The organism is Ruegeria sp. AL3 (assembly GCF_056536065.1).
In genome coordinates this window covers 60,505-83,303 of record NZ_JBQFJG010000001.1, presented here as the reverse complement: position 1 = coordinate 83,303, position 22,799 = coordinate 60,505, and the positions used below count along the sequence as shown (strand labels likewise).

The 22,799-nt window shown below is 60.3% G+C and carries 21 protein-coding genes; 14 read left to right on the top strand and 7 right to left on the bottom strand.

What is annotated here, in order from left to right; translation table 11 throughout:
• Positions 1-27: 27 nt before the first annotated feature.
• The 13 genes from ACR3E6_RS00385 (at position 28) to ACR3E6_RS00325 (ending at position 13,099) form a co-directional block, all read left to right on the top strand.
• Positions 28-276: a DUF2484 family protein gene (locus tag ACR3E6_RS00385; RefSeq protein WP_171631000.1), complete on the top strand. Its 249-nt coding sequence runs from the start codon at positions 28-30 to the stop codon at positions 274-276.
• Complete coding sequence (locus ACR3E6_RS00380) at positions 273-539, top strand: DUF2484 family protein (RefSeq protein WP_171114920.1); 267 nt, start codon at positions 273-275, stop codon at positions 537-539. Before ACR3E6_RS00385 ends, ACR3E6_RS00380 begins: the two co-directional genes overlap by 4 nt.
• Before the next feature lie 24 nt (positions 540-563).
• Positions 564-857 (top strand): hypothetical protein, encoded by a 294-nt coding sequence (locus tag ACR3E6_RS00375; protein WP_152458656.1) that lies wholly within the window; start codon positions 564-566, stop codon positions 855-857.
• Positions 854-1,780, top strand: coding sequence for a UDP-N-acetylmuramate dehydrogenase (gene murB, locus ACR3E6_RS00370; protein WP_210092623.1), 927 nt, complete (start codon positions 854-856; stop codon positions 1,778-1,780). Before ACR3E6_RS00375 ends, murB begins: the two co-directional genes overlap by 4 nt.
• 102 nt (positions 1,781-1,882) lie before the next feature.
• Positions 1,883-2,806, top strand: a complete 924-nt coding sequence (locus tag ACR3E6_RS00365; protein ID WP_480485261.1) for a D-alanine--D-alanine ligase — start codon at positions 1,883-1,885, stop codon at positions 2,804-2,806.
• A complete protein-coding gene (locus ACR3E6_RS00360; protein WP_480485259.1) occupies positions 2,794-3,801 on the top strand; it encodes a cell division protein FtsQ/DivIB in 1,008 nt (335 codons plus the stop codon). Before ACR3E6_RS00365 ends, ACR3E6_RS00360 begins: the two co-directional genes overlap by 13 nt.
• A gap of 8 nt (positions 3,802-3,809) precedes the next feature.
• Entirely contained in the window at positions 3,810-5,144 is a 1,335-nt protein-coding gene (ftsA, locus tag ACR3E6_RS00355; RefSeq protein WP_480488068.1) for a cell division protein FtsA, read from the top strand.
• Positions 5,131-5,550, top strand: coding sequence for a hypothetical protein (locus ACR3E6_RS00350; RefSeq protein ID WP_480485257.1), 420 nt, complete (start codon positions 5,131-5,133; stop codon positions 5,548-5,550). Before ftsA ends, ACR3E6_RS00350 begins: the two co-directional genes overlap by 14 nt.
• 348 nt (positions 5,551-5,898) lie before the next feature.
• Positions 5,899-7,503 carry a cell division protein FtsZ gene (gene ftsZ / locus ACR3E6_RS00345; protein WP_209832528.1) on the top strand — a complete coding sequence of 535 codons (1,605 nt, stop codon included), beginning with the start codon at positions 5,899-5,901 and terminating at the stop codon, positions 7,501-7,503.
• Between the two features lie 213 nt (positions 7,504-7,716).
• A complete protein-coding gene (lpxC, locus tag ACR3E6_RS00340; protein ID WP_480485255.1) occupies positions 7,717-8,637 on the top strand; it encodes a UDP-3-O-acyl-N-acetylglucosamine deacetylase in 921 nt (306 codons plus the stop codon).
• Between the two features lie 126 nt (positions 8,638-8,763).
• Positions 8,764-9,627 (top strand): outer membrane protein assembly factor BamD, encoded by an 864-nt coding sequence (locus tag ACR3E6_RS00335; RefSeq protein ID WP_209832531.1) that lies wholly within the window; start codon positions 8,764-8,766, stop codon positions 9,625-9,627.
• 36 nt (positions 9,628-9,663) lie between these two features.
• Positions 9,664-11,313 carry a DNA repair protein RecN gene (gene recN, locus ACR3E6_RS00330; RefSeq protein WP_480485252.1) on the top strand — a complete coding sequence of 550 codons (1,650 nt, stop codon included), beginning with the start codon at positions 9,664-9,666 and terminating at the stop codon, positions 11,311-11,313.
• A gap of 100 nt (positions 11,314-11,413) precedes the next feature.
• Complete coding sequence (locus ACR3E6_RS00325; RefSeq protein WP_171631023.1) at positions 11,414-13,099, top strand: chloride channel protein; 1,686 nt, start codon at positions 11,414-11,416, stop codon at positions 13,097-13,099.
• 3 nt (positions 13,100-13,102) lie between these two features.
• Here ACR3E6_RS00325 and ACR3E6_RS00320 read toward each other — a convergent pair whose 3' ends face one another.
• The 5 genes from ACR3E6_RS00320 to cobS form a co-directional block, all read right to left on the bottom strand.
• Complete coding sequence (locus tag ACR3E6_RS00320; RefSeq protein WP_480485250.1) at positions 13,103-14,470, bottom strand: DUF3179 domain-containing protein; 1,368 nt, start codon at positions 14,468-14,470, stop codon at positions 13,103-13,105.
• A gap of 91 nt (positions 14,471-14,561) precedes the next feature.
• Positions 14,562-14,903: a DUF427 domain-containing protein gene (locus tag ACR3E6_RS00315; protein ID WP_480485248.1), complete on the bottom strand. Its 342-nt coding sequence runs from the start codon at positions 14,901-14,903 to the stop codon at positions 14,562-14,564.
• 63 nt (positions 14,904-14,966) lie between these two features.
• Positions 14,967-16,757, bottom strand: a complete 1,791-nt coding sequence (locus ACR3E6_RS00310) for an aminopeptidase P family protein (RefSeq protein WP_480485246.1) — start codon at positions 16,755-16,757, stop codon at positions 14,967-14,969.
• A 150-nt stretch (positions 16,758-16,907) separates the two neighbouring features.
• Entirely contained in the window at positions 16,908-18,785 is a 1,878-nt protein-coding gene (gene cobT, locus ACR3E6_RS00305) for a cobaltochelatase subunit CobT (protein ID WP_210092615.1), read from the bottom strand.
• Positions 18,786-18,906: 121 nt separating this feature from the next.
• Complete coding sequence (gene cobS / locus ACR3E6_RS00300; RefSeq protein WP_152458642.1) at positions 18,907-19,893, bottom strand: cobaltochelatase subunit CobS; 987 nt, start codon at positions 19,891-19,893, stop codon at positions 18,907-18,909.
• 456 nt (positions 19,894-20,349) lie between these two features.
• Here cobS and ACR3E6_RS00295 point away from each other — a divergent pair, with 456 nt between their 5' ends.
• The gene (locus ACR3E6_RS00295; RefSeq protein WP_480485243.1) at positions 20,350-21,237 is read left to right on the top strand and encodes a Hint domain-containing protein; all 888 of its coding nucleotides are present in this window, start codon (positions 20,350-20,352) and stop codon (positions 21,235-21,237) included.
• Between the two features lie 160 nt (positions 21,238-21,397).
• Here ACR3E6_RS00295 and ACR3E6_RS00290 read toward each other — a convergent pair whose 3' ends face one another.
• Positions 21,398-21,952, bottom strand: a complete 555-nt coding sequence (locus ACR3E6_RS00290) for an NYN domain-containing protein (RefSeq protein ID WP_480485241.1) — start codon at positions 21,950-21,952, stop codon at positions 21,398-21,400.
• 167 nt (positions 21,953-22,119) lie between these two features.
• The gene (locus tag ACR3E6_RS00285) at positions 22,120-22,746 is read right to left on the bottom strand and encodes a J domain-containing protein (protein WP_171631037.1); all 627 of its coding nucleotides are present in this window, start codon (positions 22,744-22,746) and stop codon (positions 22,120-22,122) included.
• Between the last annotated feature and the right edge of the window lie 53 nt (positions 22,747-22,799).

Below are 22,799 nucleotides of genomic sequence, written 5' to 3'. Positions count from 1 at the left end.
GCCGCCGCATGTCCTCGGAGGGGACAGATGGACTATTCGATGATCATTGCCGCCCTTTGGGTGATCTGCGCCACGATCGTGGCGTTCTTGCCGATGCGAATGCAGTTTCCGCCGGGCGTGACCCTGCTGATCTGCGCTCCGGTACTGATCGTCTGGCTGGGTTATGATCACGGTTGGTTCTGGTCGGTTTTCGCCTTCGGCGGATTCGTTTCGATGTTCCGCAACCCCATCCGGTATTACTGGCGAAAATGGGTGCGCGGGGAGGTCATGGAATGAACTGGTCCATCGCTCTTGCCGGTCTGTGGGGCGTTTCCGCGAATCTGCTGGCAATGATCCCAAGCAAAGACAACCACTGGACACGCGCCTATATCCTGATCGCCGTGGGCATTCCGATTCTGGGGTATGTCACCTATCAGAACGGCCCGTGGATCGGCTTGCTGGTGCTGGCCATGGGTATGTCCGTGCTGCGCTGGCCCGTGATTTATCTGACCCGTTGGACAAAGATGAAAATGCAGGGCATGAAGGCGGCTGACGAATAACCGGCCAGTTTCAGGAGGTCCGCCATGGCGTCCGTCGCCACATTTGCCTATCTGCCGATTCTTTCTTTCCTGCTAGGTGCCGCCGCCGGTTTTACGGCGGGCCGTTGGCTGGGCCTGCGCGGCTTGTTGTGGCTGATCGGTCTGGCCTCGGCCGTCGGGCTGGCGTTGATCGTGGTACTGGCCGGTATTGGCACCGGCGAAGAAGAACAGGCGTTCGGCCCGCTGGTCTGGCTGACCGCCGGCGTTCTTCCCTTTCTGTTCGCTGCAATCATGGGCGGTGTGGGCGGACGCAGCCTGGCGGTGCGTGCAGACGCATGACAACGTTTCCCGTTCCGAAAGGTCGCCTGTCTCGGGCGCGACCTCTCTCTGAGCTCACATGGCTTCGCGTCGGCGGCCCGGCCGATTACCTGTTCCAGCCTGCCGATACCGAAGACCTGCAAGCCTTCCTGCGGGAACTGCCCGCACAAACACCGATCTTTCCGATGGGTGTCGGTTCGAACCTGATCGTTCGGGATGGGGGGCTGCGGGCCGTGGTGATCCGGCTGGGGCGCGGGTTCAACGCGATCTTGGTTGACGGCAACACGGTTACGGCAGGGGCTGCGGCGCTGGACGCGCATGTTGCGCGAAAGGCGGCGGATGCCGGTGTTGACCTGACCTTTCTGCGCACCATTCCGGGCTCGATCGGCGGCGCGGTGCGGATGAACGCGGGCTGTTACGGCAGCTACACGGCGGATGTTCTGCGCAAGGCCACGATTGTCACCCGGCAAGGCGAACTTGTGGACCTGACGCCCGAAGACTTGAACTTTCGCTATCGCCAGACGGACCTGCCGGAAGGCGCCGTGCTGATTTCGGCTGTGTTCGAGGGCCCTTCAGGCAGTCCCCAAGAACTCCATGCCCGTATGGAGGCACAGTTGAAAAAACGCGACGAAACCCAGCCCACCAAAGATCGCAGCGCGGGGTCGACCTTCCGTAACCCGGCGGGGTTTTCTTCGACCGGGCAGGCGGATGACGTGCATGATTTCAAGGCGTGGAAGGTGATCGACGACGCCGGAATGCGCGGCGCGACGCTTGGCGGTGCGCAGATGAGCCCGAAGCACTCGAATTTCCTGATCAATACCGGCGCGGCCACCGCTGCAGACCTCGAAGGTCTTGGCGAAGAAGTGCGAAAAAAGGTTTACGAAACAAGCGGCATCACGCTAGAGTGGGAAATCATGCGGGTCGGTGATCCGCTGACAGAATAAAGCCCCGACCGTCAGACCATAACAGGCAAATTCAGGCGACGGATCAAAGGCATAAACACAGTACGGACCACGACATAAGGTCCGGGGACATTGAGGCGCACATTGGGTATGTCGAGCAGGACAAACCCCAAAGTGGCGGTATTGATGGGTGGACCCTCGGCGGAACGCGAGGTGTCTCTCAGCTCTGGGCGCGAATGCGCGGCCGCCCTTGTGGGAGAAGGCTTTGAAGTGGTCGAACTGGACGCGGGTCCCGACCTCTGCGCGCGCCTTGTGGACATCAAACCGGATGTGGTTTTCAACGCCCTGCATGGCCGCTGGGGCGAAGATGGGTGTGTGCAGGGCCTGCTGGAGTGGATGCGTATCCCTTACACCCATTCCGGTGTGCTGGCCTCGGCGCTGGCAATGGACAAGCAGCGCAGCAAAGAGATTTACCAGACCGAAGGGCTGCCCGTCGTACCAAGCGTGATCGTGCCCAAGGTCGAGGTGGTCGAAGCTCACGTGATGAAGCCACCCTATGTGGCCAAGCCGAACAACGAAGGCTCCAGCGTTGGGATTTACATCGTCCATGAAAACGCCAACGGCCCGCCGCAGCTGTCCGAAGACATGCCCGATCAGATCATGGTCGAGAAATATGTTGCGGGGCGTGAACTGACCGTAACGGTGATGGGCGACCGCGCCCTGACCGTGACCGAGATCATGACCGATGGTGGTTGGTATGATTACGATGCCAAGTACAAACCGGGCGGATCATGGCATGTTCTGCCTGCCGATGTGCCACCGGACATCTTTGACCGTTGCATGGATTACGCCGTGCGTGCGCATGTTGCCTTGGGATGCAGGGGCGTCAGCCGCACCGATTTCCGCTGGGATGACAGCAAGGGTGCCGATGGGTTGTTCCTGCTGGAAACCAATACCCAGCCCGGCATGACGCCAACCTCTCTGGTCCCGGAACAGGCCGCTCATCTTGGAAAGACATTCGGACAGCTCTGCGCCTGGATGGTGGAGGACGCCTCATGCGACCGCTGATCGCCAGTCGTTCATTGGAAATCCACCGCAGCAAACCACTTGCGGGGCCGGATGCCGATTTCGCCTCGGCCGACACGGACTCGCACGAGGCCGAACCGCTTTTGCGCCTGCGCGGTGCGCGTGTGTTTTCCCGCTCTGCGAGGCGCAGTGACCCTGCGCCGTCTCGTCTCAGCTATCGGCTGCAACGTTGGATGCTGACGCCGGGCATTCGCCTTGGTGTCAAGGTCGGCCTGCCGATCTGCGCCATCGCTGCCGCGGTTGGCATCTTCTTTGCCTCGCAGGACCGTCGCGACGCACTTGCCGCTTATATCGCCGATGTGCGCACTTCGATTCAGGAGCGCCCTGAATTCATGGTCAACCTGATGGCCATCGATGGGGCGGGAACCGACCTGTCCGAAGATATCCGTGAAATCGTTCCGCTGGATTTCCCGATCAGTTCCTGGGATCTGGATGTGGAACAGATCCGCGACACGATCACCGGGCTGGACCCGGTGAAATCCGCAACCGTCAGAATCCGCCCCGGAGGCATCCTGCAAGTCGATGTCGTCGAGCGTCAGCCCGTAATCGTCTGGCGAACGCGTGAGGGGCTTGAGCTGCTGGATGAGACAGGCGCGCATGTCAAGGAAGCCACCTCTCGCAAGGATAACGCCGATCTGCCGCTGATCGCAGGGATGGGCGCCGACGATCACGTCGGAGAAGCGCTGGAGCTTCTGCGGACTTCGCGCAGCCTGGGCAATCGCGTGCGCGGCTTGGTGCGCGTGGGAGAGCGGCGCTGGGATCTGGTGCTGGACCGTGGTCAGCGCATCATGCTGCCGACCGAACGCCCGGTGCGTGCGCTGGAACGCGTGCTTGCCGTGAACGAGGTACAGGACCTTCTGGAACGTGACGTGGCCGTGGTCGACATGCGCCTCGGGCAGCGTCCGACCATCCGAATGACCAAAGCCGCCAGCGAAGACTGGTGGAACACAAAAGTGACAGTGAGTAACGGGCAGTAACGACCATGATGACCGATCTTTATCAGTCCCAACGTGCCATGCGTCAGATGCGGCGGCAGGCATTGCAACGCGGTGTGATTGCGATTCTGGATGTGGGCAGTTCGAAAATCGCCTGTCTTGTGCTGCGCTTTGACGGAACCGGTCGGCTGAGCGAGGACAACACCATCGGTTCCATGGCAGGGCAGACAGGTTTTCGCGTCATCGGTGCCGCGACCACCCGGTCGCGGGGCGTGCAGTTCGGCGAAGTCACCGCCATGCAGGAAACCGAACGTGCCATCCGCACCGCGCTTCAGGCCGCACAGAAGATGGCCGACATCCGCGTCGACCATGTGATCGCCTGTTTCTCGGGCGCGAACCCGCGGTCTTACGGGCTGGATGCACAAGTCGATCTGGACGGTCAGATCGTGACCGAGGCCGAAGTAGGCCGGGTTCTGAACGCCTGCGACGTGCCGGATTATGGTGACGGGCGCGAAGTACTGCATGCTCAACCGGTGAATTTCGCGCTCGACAACCGATCGGGCCTGATCGACCCGCGCGGGCAGATGGGCCAGAGCCTTGCGGTCGACATGCATATGCTGACCGTGGATTCGTCAGCGATCCAGAACATCGTGCGCTGTATCAAGCGCTGCGATCTGGAACTGGCCGGGATTGCGAATTCGGCCTATGTCTCGGGCATCTCGGCGCTGGTCGAGGATGAGCAGGAACTGGGTGCGGCCTGTGTCGACATGGGCGGCGGCACCACGAGCGTTTCGATCTTCATGAAAAAGCACATGATCTATGCCGATTGCGTGCGCATGGGCGGCGATCACGTGACTGCCGATATCTCGATGGGCTTGGGTGTACCTGCCGCCGTGGCGGAACGGATCAAGACATTCAATGGTGGCGTTCATGCCACCGGGGCCGACGACAGGGATATGATTGATATCGGTGGTGATACCGGCGATTGGGAACACGACCGCCGCACCGTCAGCCGTGCCGAGTTGATCGGCATCATGCGCCCGCGTGTCGAGGAAATTCTTGAAGAGGTCCGCGTCCGGCTGGACGCCGCCGGATTTGAACACATGCCAAGCCAGCAGATCGTGCTGACCGGCGGCGGCAGCCAGATCATGGGGCTGGACGGGCTGGCCACGCGCATCCTCGGTCAGCGCGTTCGCCTGGGCCGCCCCTTGCGCGTGCATGGCCTGCCCCAATCAGCCACCGGGCCCGGGTTCTCGTCCGCTGTCGGCCTCAGCCTGTTTGCAGCCCATCCTCAGGATGAATGGTGGGACTTTGAAATCCCGGTCGATACCTATGCTGCGCGCCCGTTCAAGCGCGCCGTGCGGTGGTTCCGTGACAACTGGTAGAGTCCTGCGCGGGTGTGCACTGGGCACGGCGCTGCTGCCTTGCTTGGCATCGGCCCAGACCATGATCACGCCCGAGGCGTTTCTGGACGCGGCGGTCGGCAAAACTCTGGCATTCTACGAAATCCGCAGCGGTGGCCTGGTGGGAACCGAACAATTTCTGAACCGCCGCATGTCGGTCTGGCGCGAAGAGGGGCAGGGCTGTGTCTACGGGCAGATCACGACGCCAAACGGTCAGTTGTGTTTTCTGTACGACAATGACCCGGACGGCATTCCGGTCTGTTGGTGGCCGTTTTTGCATGAAGATCGTTTGATGGTGCGGCTTGCCTCATTCGTCGATGGCGAAATACAGGAAGTGCGATCCATGACGGATCGCGGCCTGGACTGTCCAAATGCACCGCTCAGCTGAAGAAACCGGTTGCAGCGTTTCGATTTATCCCGCAAGATATCCACAAGGCCCGAAAGAGGCCTCGCGGCAGGACCTGAGCAGTTTTCCGCAATGTAGTTGACAGTCGATCAGAGCGCGATGAACGAATGTGTTCTCGCGTTCATGCCGGTTGTCTAGTAATGGTCGCCGTTGTTTCCGCTATATCTGGCGTGACCTGCGAAATGCCGCCGGTTTCTGCCTTATTTCCTCCATATTTTGTGGGAAAACGCGATTTTTGACGTGACCTTTTGGCATCAGGCCGCTAGAATCGAACAAGGATAGGTAAGAAAAACACCGCTTTGGCGGGACATAAATACAGGCGGACAGAGCATGACATTGAATCTTTCGATGCCCGGGCACGACGAACTGAAGCCTCGGATTACAGTATTTGGCGTTGGCGGTGCAGGCGGGAACGCCGTCAATAACATGATTGAAAAACAGTTGGACGGCGTTGATTTCGTGGTCGCCAACACCGACGCACAGGCGTTGCAACAAAGCCAGTCTTCGGCGCGGGTGCAGCTGGGCGTGAAAGTCACCGAAGGTCTGGGGGCAGGGGCCCGCCCGACCGTAGGCGCGGCCGCCGCCGAGGAAAGCATCGAACAGATCGTGGACCACCTTGCCGGCGCGCATATGTGCTTCATCACCGCCGGTATGGGCGGCGGTACCGGCACGGGGGCTGCTCCGATCATCGCGCAGGCCGCCCGCGAATTGGGTGTTCTGACCGTCGGTGTCGTCACCAAGCCCTTCCAGTTCGAAGGTGCCAAGCGGATGCGCCAGGCTGAAGATGGTGTCGAGGCGCTGCAACAGGTTGTCGATACGCTGATCATCATCCCGAACCAGAACCTGTTCCGTCTGGCCAATGAAAAGACCACCTTTACCGAGGCGTTCTCGATGGCTGACGACGTTCTGTATCAGGGCGTCAAAGGCGTGACCGACCTGATGGTGCGCCCCGGCCTGATCAACCTCGACTTTGCCGACGTTCGCGCCGTAATGGACGAGATGGGCAAGGCAATGATGGGCACCGGCGAGGCAACAGGCGAAGACCGCGCCATTCAGGCGGCGGAAAAGGCCATCGCAAACCCGCTGCTGGACGAAATCAGCCTCAAGGGTGCCAAGGGCGTGCTGATCAACATCACCGGGTCGCACGACTTGACCCTGTTCGAACTGGACGAAGCCGCCAACCGCATCCGCGAGGAAGTGGATCCCGAGGCCAATATCATCGTCGGCTCGACGCTGGATACCGCCATGGAAGGCGGAATGCGCGTGTCGGTTGTTGCGACCGGCATCGACGCCAGCGAAAAATCGACCGAAGTCCCGGTGGCCCGCCGCTCGATGTCCGAACCGCTGACCCGCACGGTTTCGGCTGAAGAGCATATTCAGGAAGAAGCGCACGTAGCTGCCGACACAGCAGAGCCTGCCCCGCAGCCGGAAGAAAACCGCGAACCTTCGCTGTTCGAAGCCGCGGAAGAGCCGGCGCAGCCACAATTCCAGCCGCGCGTCGAGCGTGACGATGACGGCTTGCCGCCACCCGCTTATCAGCCGCGTGTGGCCGAATTCGAACCGCAGCCCGAGCATGTTGAACCCGCGCCGGAGGCATTCGTGGCACCGCGCGGGCATGCTGCCGGCACCCCGTCGCCCGAAGCGTTGCAGCGTTTGCAGGCCGCTGTGCAGAAGGTTCCGTCGGCGCCACAGCGTCCGGCGGCGCCCCGTCAACCCGAAGCAGTTTCGCAGCCGGAACACGAAGAACGCTCGCGGTTTGGCTTCAATCGCCTGATCGACCGGATGACCGGGCACGCCTCTGACACACCGGCTCAACCGCCGCGTCAGCAGCCCGTTTTGCGACAGTCCGAGGCAACCGCGCCGCTTCAGGAAGAGGCCGATCCGGATCAGGACCGTATCGAAATTCCGGCCTTCCTGCGCCGTCAAGCCAACTGATCGCAGTAACAAAATCCACTCAAAGGGCTGCCATTTGGCGGCCCTTAATTGTTTATTAATAGTCACTTGCAACTATGTGAGCAGGGTTTTGCCGATCTGTTACATACATGTTTCAATCGGTTGCAAAGAGTGAGTTGAGCCTTGACGCGGGCTTCCTTAACTCAGTGTCCAACACGGCCCAAGCAGGCTGGACACTACTCACCGAGGCCTATTTTGCAACATACGCTCAAATCTCCGGTCACGTTTGCAGGCGTCGGGCTGCACAGCGGCAAGCCGGCGACCATGGTCCTGAAACCGGCGGCAGCCGGTCATGGCATCTGGTTCAAGCGGACGGATATTCAACTGGGCGACGCGATGATCCCGGCGATCTACTATGCGGTTGAACGGACACCGCTTTGCACGCGTCTGGTGAATGATGCCGGCGTTTCGGTTTCCACCGTCGAACATATCATGGCTGCATTGGCCGGGTGTGGCGTGCACAACGCGCTTGTCGAGATCGACGGTCCCGAAGTTCCGATCATGGACGGCTCCTCGATTGATTTCGTGCGTGGCATCATGGCCCGGGGCGTGCGCCGTCAGGCCAGCCCGGTATTGGCCTATGAGGTCCTGAAAACCGTCACCGCATCCCGCGAAGGGGCCAGCGCCAGCATTGCGCCCGCTGACGGGCTGATCATCGACTTCCATATCGATTTCGAAGACGGTGCCATCGGCAGCCAGAGCAAAACGCTTGATATGCGCAACGGTTCCTTCGCGCGCGAACTCAGCGATTGTCGCACGTTCTGCCGACGCACGGATGTCGAGGCGATGCGCGAAAACGGGTTGGCTTTGGGCGGCACGCTTGAAAACGCCGTGGTCGTTCAGGGCGTCGAAGTTCTGACACCGGGCGGTTTCCGCCGGGTCGACGAGGCCGTGCGCCACAAAATGCTGGATGCTCTGGGTGATCTCTATCTGGCTGGTGGGCCGATTTTGGGTCACTTCACCGGAAACAAGTCGGGTCATTCGCTGACCAACACATTGCTGCGCAACCTGTTCGAAACGCCGGGCGCCGTGCGTCCGGTACTGTGCACATCGGAACAGGCCGCGCGCCTGCCGGGGCAGGGGCTTGTGGTCAAGGAAATTCCCGAAGTGGCCTGATCAGATCAACTCTGACGACATTTGCGCCGGAAGTCGCATAAGGCGTTTTGCACCGGAATTTTCTGTGCTAGACCATGGCTCAAATCGGGGCAAACCCCATTAAGCAAGACGACAAGGATGGGCGGTATGGTTGGCAGCAAAGCGGCAGTCAGACTCGCGGGTGCGATTCTTCTGGCAGCAGTTTTGACGGCATGCGGCAACGCCGGCGGCCTTTTTGGTCGCAAGGGCGCGGACCGTGAACAGAATCTGGAAGGGTTCACGCCGGAACAGATCTATACCCGAGGTGAATACGAACTGTCGCAGAATCGCTCGGACGACGCGGCGTGGTATTTCTCGGAAGTCGAACGTTTGTATCCGTATTCGGACTGGGCCAAGCGCGCACTGATCATGCAGGCGTTTTCGTTCCATTCGGACCAGAATTACGAAGAAAGCCGCGCGGCGGCGCAGCGGTATATCGACTTCTACCCGACGGATGAAGATGCTGCCTATGCGCAGTATCTGCTGGCGCTCAGCTATTATGACCAGATCGACGAAGTCGGGCGTGACCAGGGCCTGACCTTCCAGGCGCTGCAATCTCTGCGGACCGTGATCGAGGTCTATCCCGACAGCGAATACGCCACATCGGCGGTACTGAAGTTCGATCTGGCCTTCGACCATCTGGCGGGCAAGGAAATGGAGATCGGGCGCTACTACCTGCGTCAGGATCACTATATAGCGGCGATCAACCGATTCCGAGTTGTGGTCGAAGACTTTCAGACCACATCCCACACCGCCGAAGCACTGTATCGTCTGGTCGAGGCCTATCTGTCGCTTGGCCTGCTGGACGAGGCGCAGACCGCAGGTGCCATTCTTGGCTACAACTACCAGTCCTCGGAATGGTATGACGATGCGTACAAACTGTTGACCTCTCGCGGGCTTGATCTCAAGAGCCGCGGTAACAACTGGCTCAGCACGATTTATCGTCAGACCATCAAAGGTGAATGGTTGTAATCGCGATGGCCTTTGGTCCGGGACGCTGAAGACCACATGCTGCGCGCCCTTGATATCCGCGATATGCTGATCATTGACCGGCTGGAACTGAGCTTTCAGCCGGGCTTGAACGCCCTGACCGGCGAGACCGGTGCAGGCAAATCGATTCTGCTGGATTCACTTGGCTTCGTGTTAGGCTGGCGCGGGCGCGCGGAACTCGTGCGGCAGGGTGCCGCGCAGGGTGAGGTCGTCGCCGAATTCGAACTCTCTGCCGATCATCCCGCACATGCGATTCTGGCCGAAGCCGGTCTGCCGGGTGGCCAGGAACTGATCCTGCGCCGCGTCAACACGGCCGAGGGGCGCAAGACCGCCTGGGTCAATGACCGCCGCTGCTCGGGCGAAGTTCTGCGGGCGCTGTCCGAGACCTTGATTGAACTGCACGGACAGCACGATGACCGCGGTTTGCTGAACCCACGTGGTCATCGGGCGATGTTGGACGAATTCGCACAGGTCACGGAGCAGCTGTCAAACGTGCGAACCGCCTGGGCCGCGATGTCCCGAACCCGCAAGGCGCTGGCCGAGACCGAGGCCGCTCTGGCTGCGGTTCGCAGCGAGGAAGAATTCCTGCGTCACGCGGTCGCCGAGCTAGACCAGCTTGACCCGCAACCCGGTGAGGATGCCGAACTGGATGCCCGCCGCCGCATGATGCAAGGGGCCGAGCGGATTCGCGACGATGTTGCGCGTGCCTTTGCCCTGTTGTCCGGGGACGGGGCGGAAGGGGCCATGTCCGACGCCATGCGCTGGTTGGAAGGCGTCTCGGACAACGCGGGCGGCCAGCTGGAAGAACCGATAGCAGCGCTCGGGCGCGCGATGATCGAGTTGGGCGAGGCGCAGGATGGCGTGAATGCCTGCCTTCAGGCGCTGGACTTCAACCCGGCAGAATTGGAACAGGCCGAGGAACGCCTGTTTGCCATCCGTGCGCAGGCCCGCAAACATGACGTGGCCCCGGATGATCTGGGTTCGTTTGCCGACACTCTGCGTGACCGGTTGAACCGGTTGGAGGCAGGGGATGCCGACCTGGCAGACAGGCGAGCTGCCGTAGACGCGGCGCAACAGGCCTATGACGCCGCCGCAGCCGACCTCAGCGCCGCGCGCAAGGCCGCCGCTGGGCAGCTTGACGCGGCCGTCATGGCGGAACTGGCCCCGCTCAAGATGGAACGTGCCGTGTTCCAGACCGAGATCACCCCGGTTGAACCCGGCCCCGAAGGCACCGACGCTGTGGCCTTCACCGTGGCCACCAACCCCGGTGCGCCGGCGGGGCCGCTGAACAAGATCGCCTCGGGGGGTGAGCTCAGCCGCTTTCTGCTGGCCCTCAAGGTCTGCCTGTCTGGCGACGACAGTGCCCGGACGATGATCTTTGACGAAATCGATCGCGGTGTCGGTGGGGCAACCGCCGATGCGGTCGGACGCAGGCTGGCGTCGCTCGCGCAGGGCGGGCAGGTTCTGGTTGTCACCCATTCCCCGCAAGTTGCTGCGCGGGCAGCTCATCACTGGCGGGTGCAGAAACAGGTTACTGACGGACAAACCCTGTCCACCGTCATTCCTCTGGCCGAACCGGATCGGGTGGATGAGATCGCGCGCATGGTGGCCGGCGACACCATCACCGAAGAAGCCCGCGCCGCCGCCCGGGCTCTGTTGCAGGCCTGACGCGGCGATGGCGCGAATTGGTGCTCACACTGTCGCTATCTCACTTTTATATGGGCGCTCCGTGGCTTACTAAGGGTTAAGTGATGATCCTCGAGGGCCAATGACCCAATCGACCCGCACCGTTCTGCGCAACCAGTTCAATCAGGCTGTGGCCGCGATCAAGGATGCGTGGCGGGTCATGCTGCGCCGGGGGCCAAGCCAGATCCAGTTCTGGTTCATTGCGCTGGCCATCGGGATAGGGGCGGGTTTCATGGCGCTTGGCTTCCGCAAGGCCATCAGCGCATTGCAGGCCTATCTGTACGACACCAATGATATCCTGCTGCTGCACAGCCACGCCGAGAAACTGCCATGGTTCATGGTTCTGATCATTCCCATCTTCGGTGGCCTGGTCGTCGGCATCATCCTGAACCGGTTCACCAATGACGGGCGCGTCCGGTCGGTTGCCGACGTGATCGAAGGTTCGGCCATCACCGATGGGCGGGTCGAAGTCAAGGCGGGCATCGCGTCGTTTTTTGCCTCGCTGATCACGCTCAGTTCGGGCGGGTCAACAGGCCGCGAGGGCCCGGTGGTGCATATGGCCGGAGTGATTTCCACATGGGTCAGCAACCGCATACACGCGGATGGGATCACGGGACGTGACCTGTTGGGATGTGCCGTCGCTGCGGCCGTTTCGGCCAGCTTCAACGCCCCCATCGCCGGGGCCTTGTTCGCGCTCGAGGTCGTGCTGCGCCATTTCGCCGTTCACGCCTTTGCCCCGATCGTCATCGCCTCGGTCGCGGGAACGGTGATCAACCGGCTGGAATATGGCGACGTTACCGAGTTCACGCTGGAGACGCCGGGATCGCTGCAATTCTATGTCGAGCTTCCGGCATTCCTGATCCTGGGCCTGATCTGCGGACTTGTCGCGCTGCTGCTGATGCGGTCGATTTTCTTTGCCGAGGATATCGGCAGCCATATCCAGAACCGTCTGTCGATTCCGGCCTGGTTGCGCCCTGCGGTGTCCGGGGCAATGCTGGGGCTGATGGCGATCTGGTTCCCGCATATCATCGGCGTGGGGTACGAGACGACAATTCGCGCCCTGACCGGTGATCTGGTGCTGACCACGGCCATCCTGTTTGCGGTGACCAAAACGGTTGCGGTGGCGATTACCATGGGTGGGCGCATGGGCGGTGGGGTATTCTCACCGTCTCTGATGGTCGGGGCGTTGACCGGGCTGGCCTTCGGTCTGATCGCCACCGGGTTGCTGCCGGATGTGTCGGGCACGCATACGCTCTATGCCTTTGCCGGAATGGGCGCCGTGGCTGCGGCGGTGCTGGGCGCGCCCATCTCGACCACTTTGATCGTTTTTGAACTGACCGGCGATTGGCAGATCGGTCTTGCCGTGATGGTAAGCGTGTCCATGTCCACGGCACTGGCCTCGAGACTTGTGGACCGGTCTTTCTTCCTGACCCAGCTGGAACGGCGTGATGTCCACCTGGCCGCGGGGCCGCAGGCTTATCTGCTGGCAATGCTTCGCGCCGGTGCCGTGATGCGCCCGCTTGGGGATCCGCGGTCGATCACGAAAGAAGAGGCGCAGGGGCTGATCGACCAGGGCCTGTGCATTCAGGCCAGCGCCACGCTGGAAGCCGCCATGCCCTATTTTGATCGTGACGACATCCCCTGCATTCCGGTTGTCATTCTGGAAAACGACGGCTCTGAAACACCGGTTGGGGCGCTCTATCACGTCGATGCGCTCAAGGCATATAACAGGGCGCTTGCGGCCACGGCTGCCGAAGAGCATTCCTGAGTTTCACTCACCATACACGCTGGCTGCGTCGCCCAGATAATTGTCCCACGCAAACCAATAGGAAACATGACCGGCGACTCGTGGCAAACGCGTTCCATCCGGCCCGATCAAAGCCTCTTCCGTGACGGTCCAACCGTTCCCCGCGCTATCCTGCAACCCGCCTTGCGTCGCCCGGAACGCATGCGTTTTTCGCTCATAGGCCCGCACGCTGCGCTCTTTGGGATCGCCAATCAGAACCAGAGGTGTCCGACCGATTGCATCGTTGATCACCGGTTTGCCCTTGAACGCATCCAGAGGCCAGGCGCGGGCTGCACCAAACTGGCGCACGGCAAAGATGTAATCCTTCTGCCGAAGCCGGGACTGATCCACAACCGCCGGGAACATCAGCTCGCTCGAGGCGAAATAGTCGCGATAAACCACCCCTGATCCGTAATTGCGCCGATGCCCGGTGTTCAGCGACAGAACACGGGTTTTGGGATGCGAGGTCCTCCAGCTGTCCCATGTCGTGATCACCACAGGGCGTTGTTTCAACGTGATGCCGCTGTTCGCCAAGGGCCCCACAACAGGTTTGCCGGTATACTGGTTCCACAGCGAATGCGTCTCACGGTCAAACATCAGCTTGTTCGAGCGATAGAGGAAACCTGACGACCCGAAAATGAACGGCTTTCGCCGCCCCGCCACCTGGGTTTCAAACAGGATGCCAGACCCGCAAAGCGTGCAATAGGCCAGCGCCACGGGCACGCCACCGATCACCTCGTTGAACATCTCGTGCCAGCCCATGATCCGCAGGGGATAGGCGCGCTCATCCCCGTTGATGGCGACGCCGAACACCAGATCATCGCCCTTCAGATACCCCGCATTCGAAGCAGAGATCAGGGTGGGATCGTCCAGGGACGGAATGCCATCCTTGTACACACCGCCCCAGGCGATCTCTTCCAGGCGGATCTTCATCTTGTCGCGTTGCAGATATTCGGGCCGCAGGAACAGATCGAAATTCGGGTCGATCCCCAGAAGAACCTCGCGCTTGAACGGGATCAGCGACGGATGAGGGACAATCTGCGGGTTACGTTCCTGCCACAGCATCCAATCGAACCAGTCATTGCCATGGCGTTGCCCGGTCAGGGCCTCCATCACCTCGACAACCTCATCCCGTCGCCTGTCGGCATAACGCATCGCAGTCAGCAACCCGGCCACGACATCCGGCTGGCCACGGTCCTTCAGATACGCCATCTGCGCCTCAAACGCGGTCCGACGCCCGCTCAGCGTGCTGCGCAACGCGTCCAGAACCGGATCCTGCTGCGCCCACAGCACGCCGGGCGCCATTGCACCAGCCCCGATCATCCCAGCAAAACCGCGACGTGACATCGACATGGAAGCCTCCGGTGTTACCCCGGAGAAAGTGTGCCGCAAATGCCGTTCACGTGCATGCCACAGCTGCGTGAGGTGGGCGCGGGGGCTGGCGTTAAATCTGCTCCACTTTCACCGATTCGACCGGGTAGAATGCCAGATGGTCCTTGATCTCGGCCACCGCCTGAATCGGATCCTCATAGCTCCAGACCGCGTTGTCGGTCACGGATGACTTGTTGACGATGGAAAAATGCGTCGCGTCGCCCTTGCCGGGGCAGTGGGTCAGCTTGTCGGTCCGATCCAGAAACGCCATCGCAATATCGTTGCGCGGGAAATAGATCACCGGATCCTTTTCGCCTTCAAGCAGTTCCAGCGCGTTGTTCGTTTCGCCCAGGATAGCACCGCCCGAGCGGACAGTCCATTTGCCCGGCGCTTTCCGGATCGTGATCTCAGCCATTCCTCTTCCTTCCGTCGTCGTATCAGGGTCACCCCTCTGCCTGTTTTATGTAACAGGCCAGTGTCAGATTGGGGCAGTTGCGGCATCCAACCACAGTTGTGCGTCATGTCCCAGCCTTGGGCGGATTTTTTCCGCAACGTCGCGGTGATAGGCATTCAGCCAGTCGCGTTCGTCGGTCGTCAACATATCGACCATGATCAGTCTGCGGTCAATCGGTACAAAGGTCAGCGTGCGCCAGTACAGCATCGCGCGTTCGGCATCGCCACCGGGAAGCAGAGGAGCGTCTTCCACCACCACAAGGTTTTCGATGCGGATGCCAAAGGCGCCTTCCCGGTAATACCCGGGTTCGTTTGACAGGATCATGCCGGGTTGCAGCGGTACATGGCTGACTTTGGACAGCCGTTGCGGCCCTTCATGCACGCTCAGATAGGCGCCGACCCCATGTCCGACCCCATGGTTGAAATCCTGTCCCGCAGACCACAGCGGCACGCGGGCCACACATTCGATATCCCGCCCGGAAAGGCCCGCAGGCCAGCGCAGCATCGACATGGCAATCATGCCCTTCAGCACCCGGGTGAAGCAGGTTTTTTCCTCGGTTCCGACGTCACCGATGGCGATGGTTCGGGTGATGTCGGTGGTGCCGTCCAGATACTGCCCGCCACTATCCAGCACCATAATATGGCCATTTTCCAGGCGGCTGTCGGTCTCTTCGGTCACGCGGTAATGCATGATCGCGCCATTCGGACCCGTGCCTGCAATGGTATCGAACGAGATGTCCTGAAGCGCATTGTCCTTACGCCGGTTTTCTTCCAGCCGGGTGACAACCTGTGTTTCGGTCACGCTGCCCGGGGCCTGCTGGTCCAGCCAGCACAACGTCTCGATGACCGCCACCGCATCGCGCAAATGCGCCTCGGCGCTGCCCGCGATTTCAGCCGCATTCTTGCAGGCTTTGGGCAGGGCGCAGGGATCGCCGCCATCCGTCATCGCGTCACCCAGCGCATCGGCCACGATCTGAGGCACCGAAGCGGCATCCACCTGCACCGGACCGGCCAGAGCCGCAACCGAATCCAGAAAATCGCCCACAGCGCGCAAGGTCACCTGAGAACCCAGATGATCCCGTACCCCGGCCAGTTTTTCTGCCGCCATGAACAGATCGACCTGACCACCTGCATGAAGAATGGCAAAGCCGTGGGCCACCGGGTTATAGGCGATATCCGACCCACGGATATTCAACAGCCACATGATGGAATCCGGCAGGGTGATCACCGCTGCCTTGTGCCCGGCCCGCCGAAGGTCTTCGGCCAGACGGGCGATCTTGCTGTCCGCACCTTCCCCGGCAAATTCGATCGGATGCGCCTTGACCGGGTTCATCGGCGGTGCGGGTTGATCGGCCCAGATCCGGTCCACAAGGTTTTCGCACGTTACCAGTTCGATGCCCGATCCATCCAGATCACTCAATGTGCCGGAAATCTGCCCCGCCGCATGCAGCCACGGGTCAAAACCGATCTTGCCGCCGTTGGGCAATTGCTGTTTCAGCCAGGCGCTCAGGCTTACCTCGGGCCAGGGGACCGGGGTGAAATCTGCGGCAACTTGTGCCTTGACCTGGGTGCGATACCGCCCGTCGATGAAAACTCCGGCCACGTCGCGCAGGGCGGCGCAAAACCCGGCCGAGCCCGTGAACCCGGTCAGCCAGGCCAGACGTTCATCGCGCGCCGCGACATACTCTCCCTGATGCGCATCCGCCCGCGGGATCAGAAACCCGTCCAGCCCTTCTTGCACCATCTGTTCGCGCAAGGCGGCCAGCCGCGGTGGCCCCTGTTCCGGGCGGGCGGTCACTTCGAAGGATTGGAACATGGGCGGCCTCATTCACATCATTTGAGCGTGACCCTGAGGCGCATTTCAAAAAATGTCCAGACGGGAACACCCCGTCTGAACGGGCCGATGATCAGCAAGGAAAAACACGTCGCCCTCGGGGAAATACGCCCGCCGCGCAGAAGATCAGCCTCAGCCGGCCTTTCTCATCCCCATGACACGCGCCCGCGCCCGCGGGTCACTGTCAAACAGAGCCGCCAGTTGTTCGGTCATAGCGCCGGCCAGTTGCTCTACATCGGTAATCGTCACCGCCCGGTCGTAATACCGGGTCACGTCATGGCCGATGCCGATGGCCAAAAGTTCGACCATCTTGCGTTTTTCAACCATCGCGATCACGTCGCGCAGGTGTTTTTCCAGATAGTTGGCGGGGTTCACGCTCAGTGTCGAATCATCGACCGGCGCACCGTCCGAGATCACCATCAGGATCTTGCGTTGTTCGCGCCGTGCCAGCATCCGGCGATGGGCCCATTCCAGGGCTTCCCCATCGATGTTTTCTTTCAGCAGGCCCTCTTTCATCATCAGACCCAGATTGGGCCGCGCACGACGCCAAGGGGCGTCCGCGCCCTTGTAGATGATGTGGCGCAGGTCGTTCAAACGGCCGGGCTGTTGCGGGCGGCCATCGTTTAGCCACGCCTCGCGCGCCTGACCGCCTTTCCACGCCCGCGTTGTAAAGCCCAGAATTTCGACCTTTACATTGCACCGCTCCAGCGTCCGGGCCAGAACATCGGCACAGATGGCGGCGATCGAAATCGGACGACCCCGCATCGACCCCGAATTGTCCAGCAGCAGCGTCACCACCGTGTCGCGGAACTCGGTGTCTTTCTCGACCTTAAAACTCAGCGGAGTGGTGGGGTTCGCGACCACACGTGCCAATCGGCCCGCGTCCAGAATGCCTTCCTCGCGGTCGAACTCCCAGCTGCGGTTCTGCTGCGCCTGCAAGCGACGTTGCAGCTTGTTGGCCAAACGGCTCACCGCGCCTTTCAGCGGTTCAAGCTGCTGATCCAGATAGGCCCGCAGACGTTCCAGCTCGGCCGGTTCCGCTAAATCCTCAGCGGCGATCTCTTCGTCATGAGTGTCCAGATAGACCTTGTAATCCGGGTCCGCTTCAGATGCCGGCGGTGGGGCAGGCGGCTCCAGAGGCGCCTCGCCATCCGGCATCTCAGCCTCGTCACCCATCTCGTCTTCGGCCATTTCGTCCATCGAGACCTGGGCCTGAGACTGATCCTGCTGCTCTTCCTGCGTCTGCTCAGGGGTCGCGTCGGCGTCCTGTTCGTCCTGATCATCCTGACCGGTGCTGTCCGGATCGGGCTGCTCCTCGGCGTCTTCCTCGGCCTGGTCTTCCTGCTCGTCGTCCAGCTCATCGGGGTCATCCCCAAGCTGGTCGCCATATCCCAGATCCTTGATCACCTGACGGGCGAATTTGGCAAAGTCCGCCTGATCCGAGAGAATCTCGTCCAGATTCTCCAACGTCCCACCCGCTTGCTCTTCAATGAACCCGCGCCACAGGTTCATGATGTTTTCTGCGGCGGGGGGCAGATCGCGCCCGGTGGCCAGATGCCGGATCAAGTACCCTGCCGCAACCGACAAAGGTGCATCGGCAGGTTGCTTGCACTGATCATACCCACGCCGGATTGCTTCATGCCCGATCTTGACGTCAATATTGCTGGCGGTGCCCGGCATGTCCCGCGCGCCCATTGCCTCGCAGCGGGCGGTCTCCATCGCTTCGTACAGATCCCGCGCCATATCGCCCGGAGGCGCATAGCGCGCATGGGTCGCGTCGTCATGATACTTGCGATGCAACGCCAAGGCGTCCGCCGTGCCTCGCGCCAACAGCACTTCTTCGCGCGTCATCCGGCGCGAGACCTGAGGCAGCCGCATCGACTCGCCCGTCATGCCCGAAGGGTCCACCGTATAGGTCACCGACAGTTCGGGATCATCGGCCATGACCTTGGTGGCCTCGGCCAAGGCCTTCTTGAACGGATCGGCGGGGTTGTCGTTCTTCTGTGCCATGTCCTTAAGCCCTCATAGTACTGGCCTGCCCGGCGTCGAAAACAGCAACGGATCTGTCTTCATCTGGCCAAAAATATCCCCGCCGGAGGCATTGCGCCCGCTCCGGGCGCAATTCGGGTGCTTACCCCAAGCTTGCACTCGCGGCGCTTTCAGGCAACTCCTCATCAAAGCAGCGCTGATAGAACTCGGCCACGGTCTGGCGCTCCAGCTCATCGCATTTGTTCAGGAAGGACAGGCGGAACGCATAGCCCACATTGCGGAAAATCTCGGCGTTCTGGGCCCAGTTGATCACGGTCCGCGGGCTCATGACGGTGGACAGATCGCCATTCATGAAGGCGGTCCGGGTCAGGTCGGCCACGGTGACCATCTGGCTGACGGTCTTGCGGCCTTCGGCGGTGTTGTAATGCGGCGCCTTCGACAGAACGATCATCGTCTCGGCGTCGTGGCTCAGATAGTTCAGTGTCGATACCAGCGACCAGCGGTCCATCTGCGCCTGGTTGATCTGCTGCGTGCCGTGATACAGACCCGTGGTGTCGCCCAGACCGACCGTGTTGGCGGTGGCAAACAGGCGGAAATTTGGGTTCGGGGTGATGATCTCGTTCTGATCCAGCAGGGTCAACTTGCCGTCATGCTCCAACACACGTTGGATCACGAACATCACGTCGGCGCGGCCCGCATCGTATTCGTCGAACACGATGGCAACCGGGTTGCGCAACGCCCAGGGCAGAATGCCTTCGTGGAATTCGGTCACCTGCTTGCCGTCGCGCAGTTTGATCGCGTCTTTACCGATCAGGTCGATCCGGCTGATATGGCTGTCCAGGTTCACACGCACGGCGGGCCAGTTCAGACGGGCAGCGACCTGTTCAATGTGGGTGGATTTGCCGGTGCCGTGATAGCCTTGGATCATCACACGACGGTTATGGGAAAAGCCCGCCAGAATCGCCAGCGTGGTTTCCGGATCGAACTTGTAGGTATGATCGATCACCGGCACTCGGTCGCTGCGCTCGGCGAAACCCTTGACCGCCATGTCGCTGTCAATGCCGAACACGTCACGGACCGAGATATCCTCGGTAGGTTTTGCGTTGATATCGATCGATCCGTCAGCCATGCGCCTAGTCCTTATCCTTTGGCCCGTTCACCGGGTATGAACCCGTGTGTGGTGCAACATATTGCGGGCAAGGGCAAGGGAAAGCGAAAGGCGCCCAAAGGTGCGCATGTTTTTCTTGCAAACTGGCCCTATCGTTACGCATGGGGTGTCATTCCAGAATGATAAACCACGCTACGATTTGGCACCTCGCGTTAACAAGCTTTGAGGCCGATTGCGCATAACCCAGAAGTCCTCGGTGAAAGGCTGGCAACGGCCTTTGCGCCTCGCTCAAATGCAAACATTAACATACTATCATTGAAATGCTTCTTCGGCGCGTTAACATGACTTCTAGATGTGGTTTTTTGGGCGGTCTTTGTGAGTTTGTGAGGGCTGTGGTGTTCTGTTCAGTCAACACACGGAAGGAACTTGTTCGTTGCGAGTTCCCTTTTGGTCCAACCTGCTTAGCGGATACAACGTATGTCGTTTGATGTCTTACTTCATTCGGTCAACACAAGCGGGCAAGGCGACTTGATCGTCCGAAACTTGACCGATCCAGCCACTGTCTCGGGTCAAACGATTTCGATCAACGGTGGTCCGTTCGTACCCTACACGTATCTTGGACAAGGTAACTACAGAGGTACCGGCGAATCTGGTGAGTTTATTCAGGTTGGAACCGAAATCTATGCCTGGGACACCAACAACCCCACCGGGCCAATGACAACCGGAAACTGGCAAATCACAACCGGAGATCTTGATCCAAACAATCCGCCCTGTTTTGTTGCTGGAACCCTGATAGAGACCGAGGCCGGTCCACGCCCGGTCGAGAACCTGATGATCGGTGACAGAGTTTGCGTGTCAGGTGGGAAAACGCTGCCGATTTTGTGGATCGGGAAAAAAGTGCTGAGTGCACAAACACTGGCTTTGCAACCGAAATTTAGACCCGTTCGCATTCGGCGCGACGCGATTTGCAAGGGTCAACCCAACCAGGATGTTTTTGTGTCCCCGCAACATCGGATCATGCTGGAAGGCTGGCGCGCCGAGTTGTTGTTCGGACAAGATCGGGTCTTTGTTGCGGCAATCCACTTGGTGAATGACGGAACAATTCAGCAGGTGCATACAGGTGAAGACATCACATATTACCACATTGCCTGCTCTCGACACGCGATACTGCACTCGCAGGGGCTACGTAGCGAAAGTCTTTTTCTGGGCGACACAGCGCTGCAGTCTTTCTGTCGTGAAGACGTCGAAGAACTGCTCGCACTGTTCCCCGAATTGCGTGACGGCACTGCAGAGTCGCAACAAACTCGCTTAAGTTGTTTGAAGCGCCGGGAAGCAATTGCATTGCGAAGCTCATACCCGGACTAAAGCGCGGATAGTTGTAATCCGAACCGCTCCTGATTTGATCCCTGGCCTCAACAAACCCCTTAAAATGTGTTCTCTGGGACCATTTACCATAGGCAATTTCTCAGTGCAGCACCGTTGAGATGGCCTTACACATCTGTGCCTTGGGTCAACCGTTGCTTGACTATAGCGAAAACCAAAGCTCGTCTTTGCGAAAGCCACCTTTTACCAGACGATCCGCGTTCAACACATCCGGAAACTCGTCCACCCAATCCCGAAACCGGTCATTTGTGACGATGCGTGCCTTGCTATCCCGCGCCGCCTGCAAGATCAGCGGGTCCGCAGGTGTCCCTTCGGGGGCCACCATGACCTGCTTGGATCGCAGGCCCAGGGCGCGGCTCAGCTTCCGGTCGTCCATATAGTGGCCTTCGACTTTGTACCCGACATTCGCATCGAACATGACGCCCGGTCTGAACCCTGCGCGCTTCAAAGTCTCAAGGACCTTCTTCAACGTACCCAGATCCGGGGTGCCATCTTTCCAGTGCATGACGTTCGAACCGTCCACGATGATCCATGTATTGGCCCGGCGCCATCTGAACCAGGCCCGTACGAACAGAATTGCGCTGGCCATCACGCAAATCAGCGCCAATAGGAACAGCCAATCCGCGTCAGTCGTAATGAAACTGGCAGCGATGAGCCCGCTTAGCGAGACGAGCAACAGGCAAATGGATGTGCGCACGAAACTGATCCCTGGAAACTCCTGTCCCAAATCCTCCACCACTTTCGTGTGGAATGAAACAGGGTTCCATACGGAACTTGCGCAGTTTTTTCAGGTTGTGTCGTCCGCGGCACCCCACCATTCAGGCAGGGCGCGCCGCGAACGCAAAGCAGGCAAAGCCGTGACCCTTACTTGAAGTTCCGGCTGTCCTTGATCTGATCCCAGGCCCAGACAACTTCCTGCAACTGCTCTTCCTGCGAACGGTCGCCGCCGTTCATGTCCGGATGCAGCACTTTGATCAGCTTCTTGTACGCTTTGCGAACCTCGGCCTTGGTCCAGCTGTCATTGGCCTCGAGAATCTCGATCGCACGGCGTTCGGTCGGCGGCAGGCGTCGTCCGCCGCCACCCGTCGTGCGGCCTTTGTTCTGCGTGCTGTTGGCACCAAGAACCTGATGCGGATCCTCGATCCCCAAACGGGCCCAGGCACGTGCTTCGGGGTCGCCCATCGGCTTGGTCTCGCGCTCCCAAACCTTGTCTTTCGATCGCTGCGCGTTCAGCTCGGCCTCGGTGGTGCCGTCAAAGAAATTCCACTTCTGGTTATATTCCCGCACGTGTTGCTGGCAGAACCAGAAAAAATCATCCAGGACATCCGGTGCTTTTGGCGCGCGGAACTTTCCCGGTTCTTCACATCCCTCGTGGTCACAGATCCGGACCGAGGTTTCAGAGGCACCCGACATGCCCCGGCGTCCCCGCGGATTCTTCTTTTTGGCGCTGGAAACGGACATATCGAATCCGAAGGGGTCTGATTTCGCCATGCTCTAATCCTCAAGAACGCGTCTTTTCGACTCGGAGGCAGCAGTTTAATCTA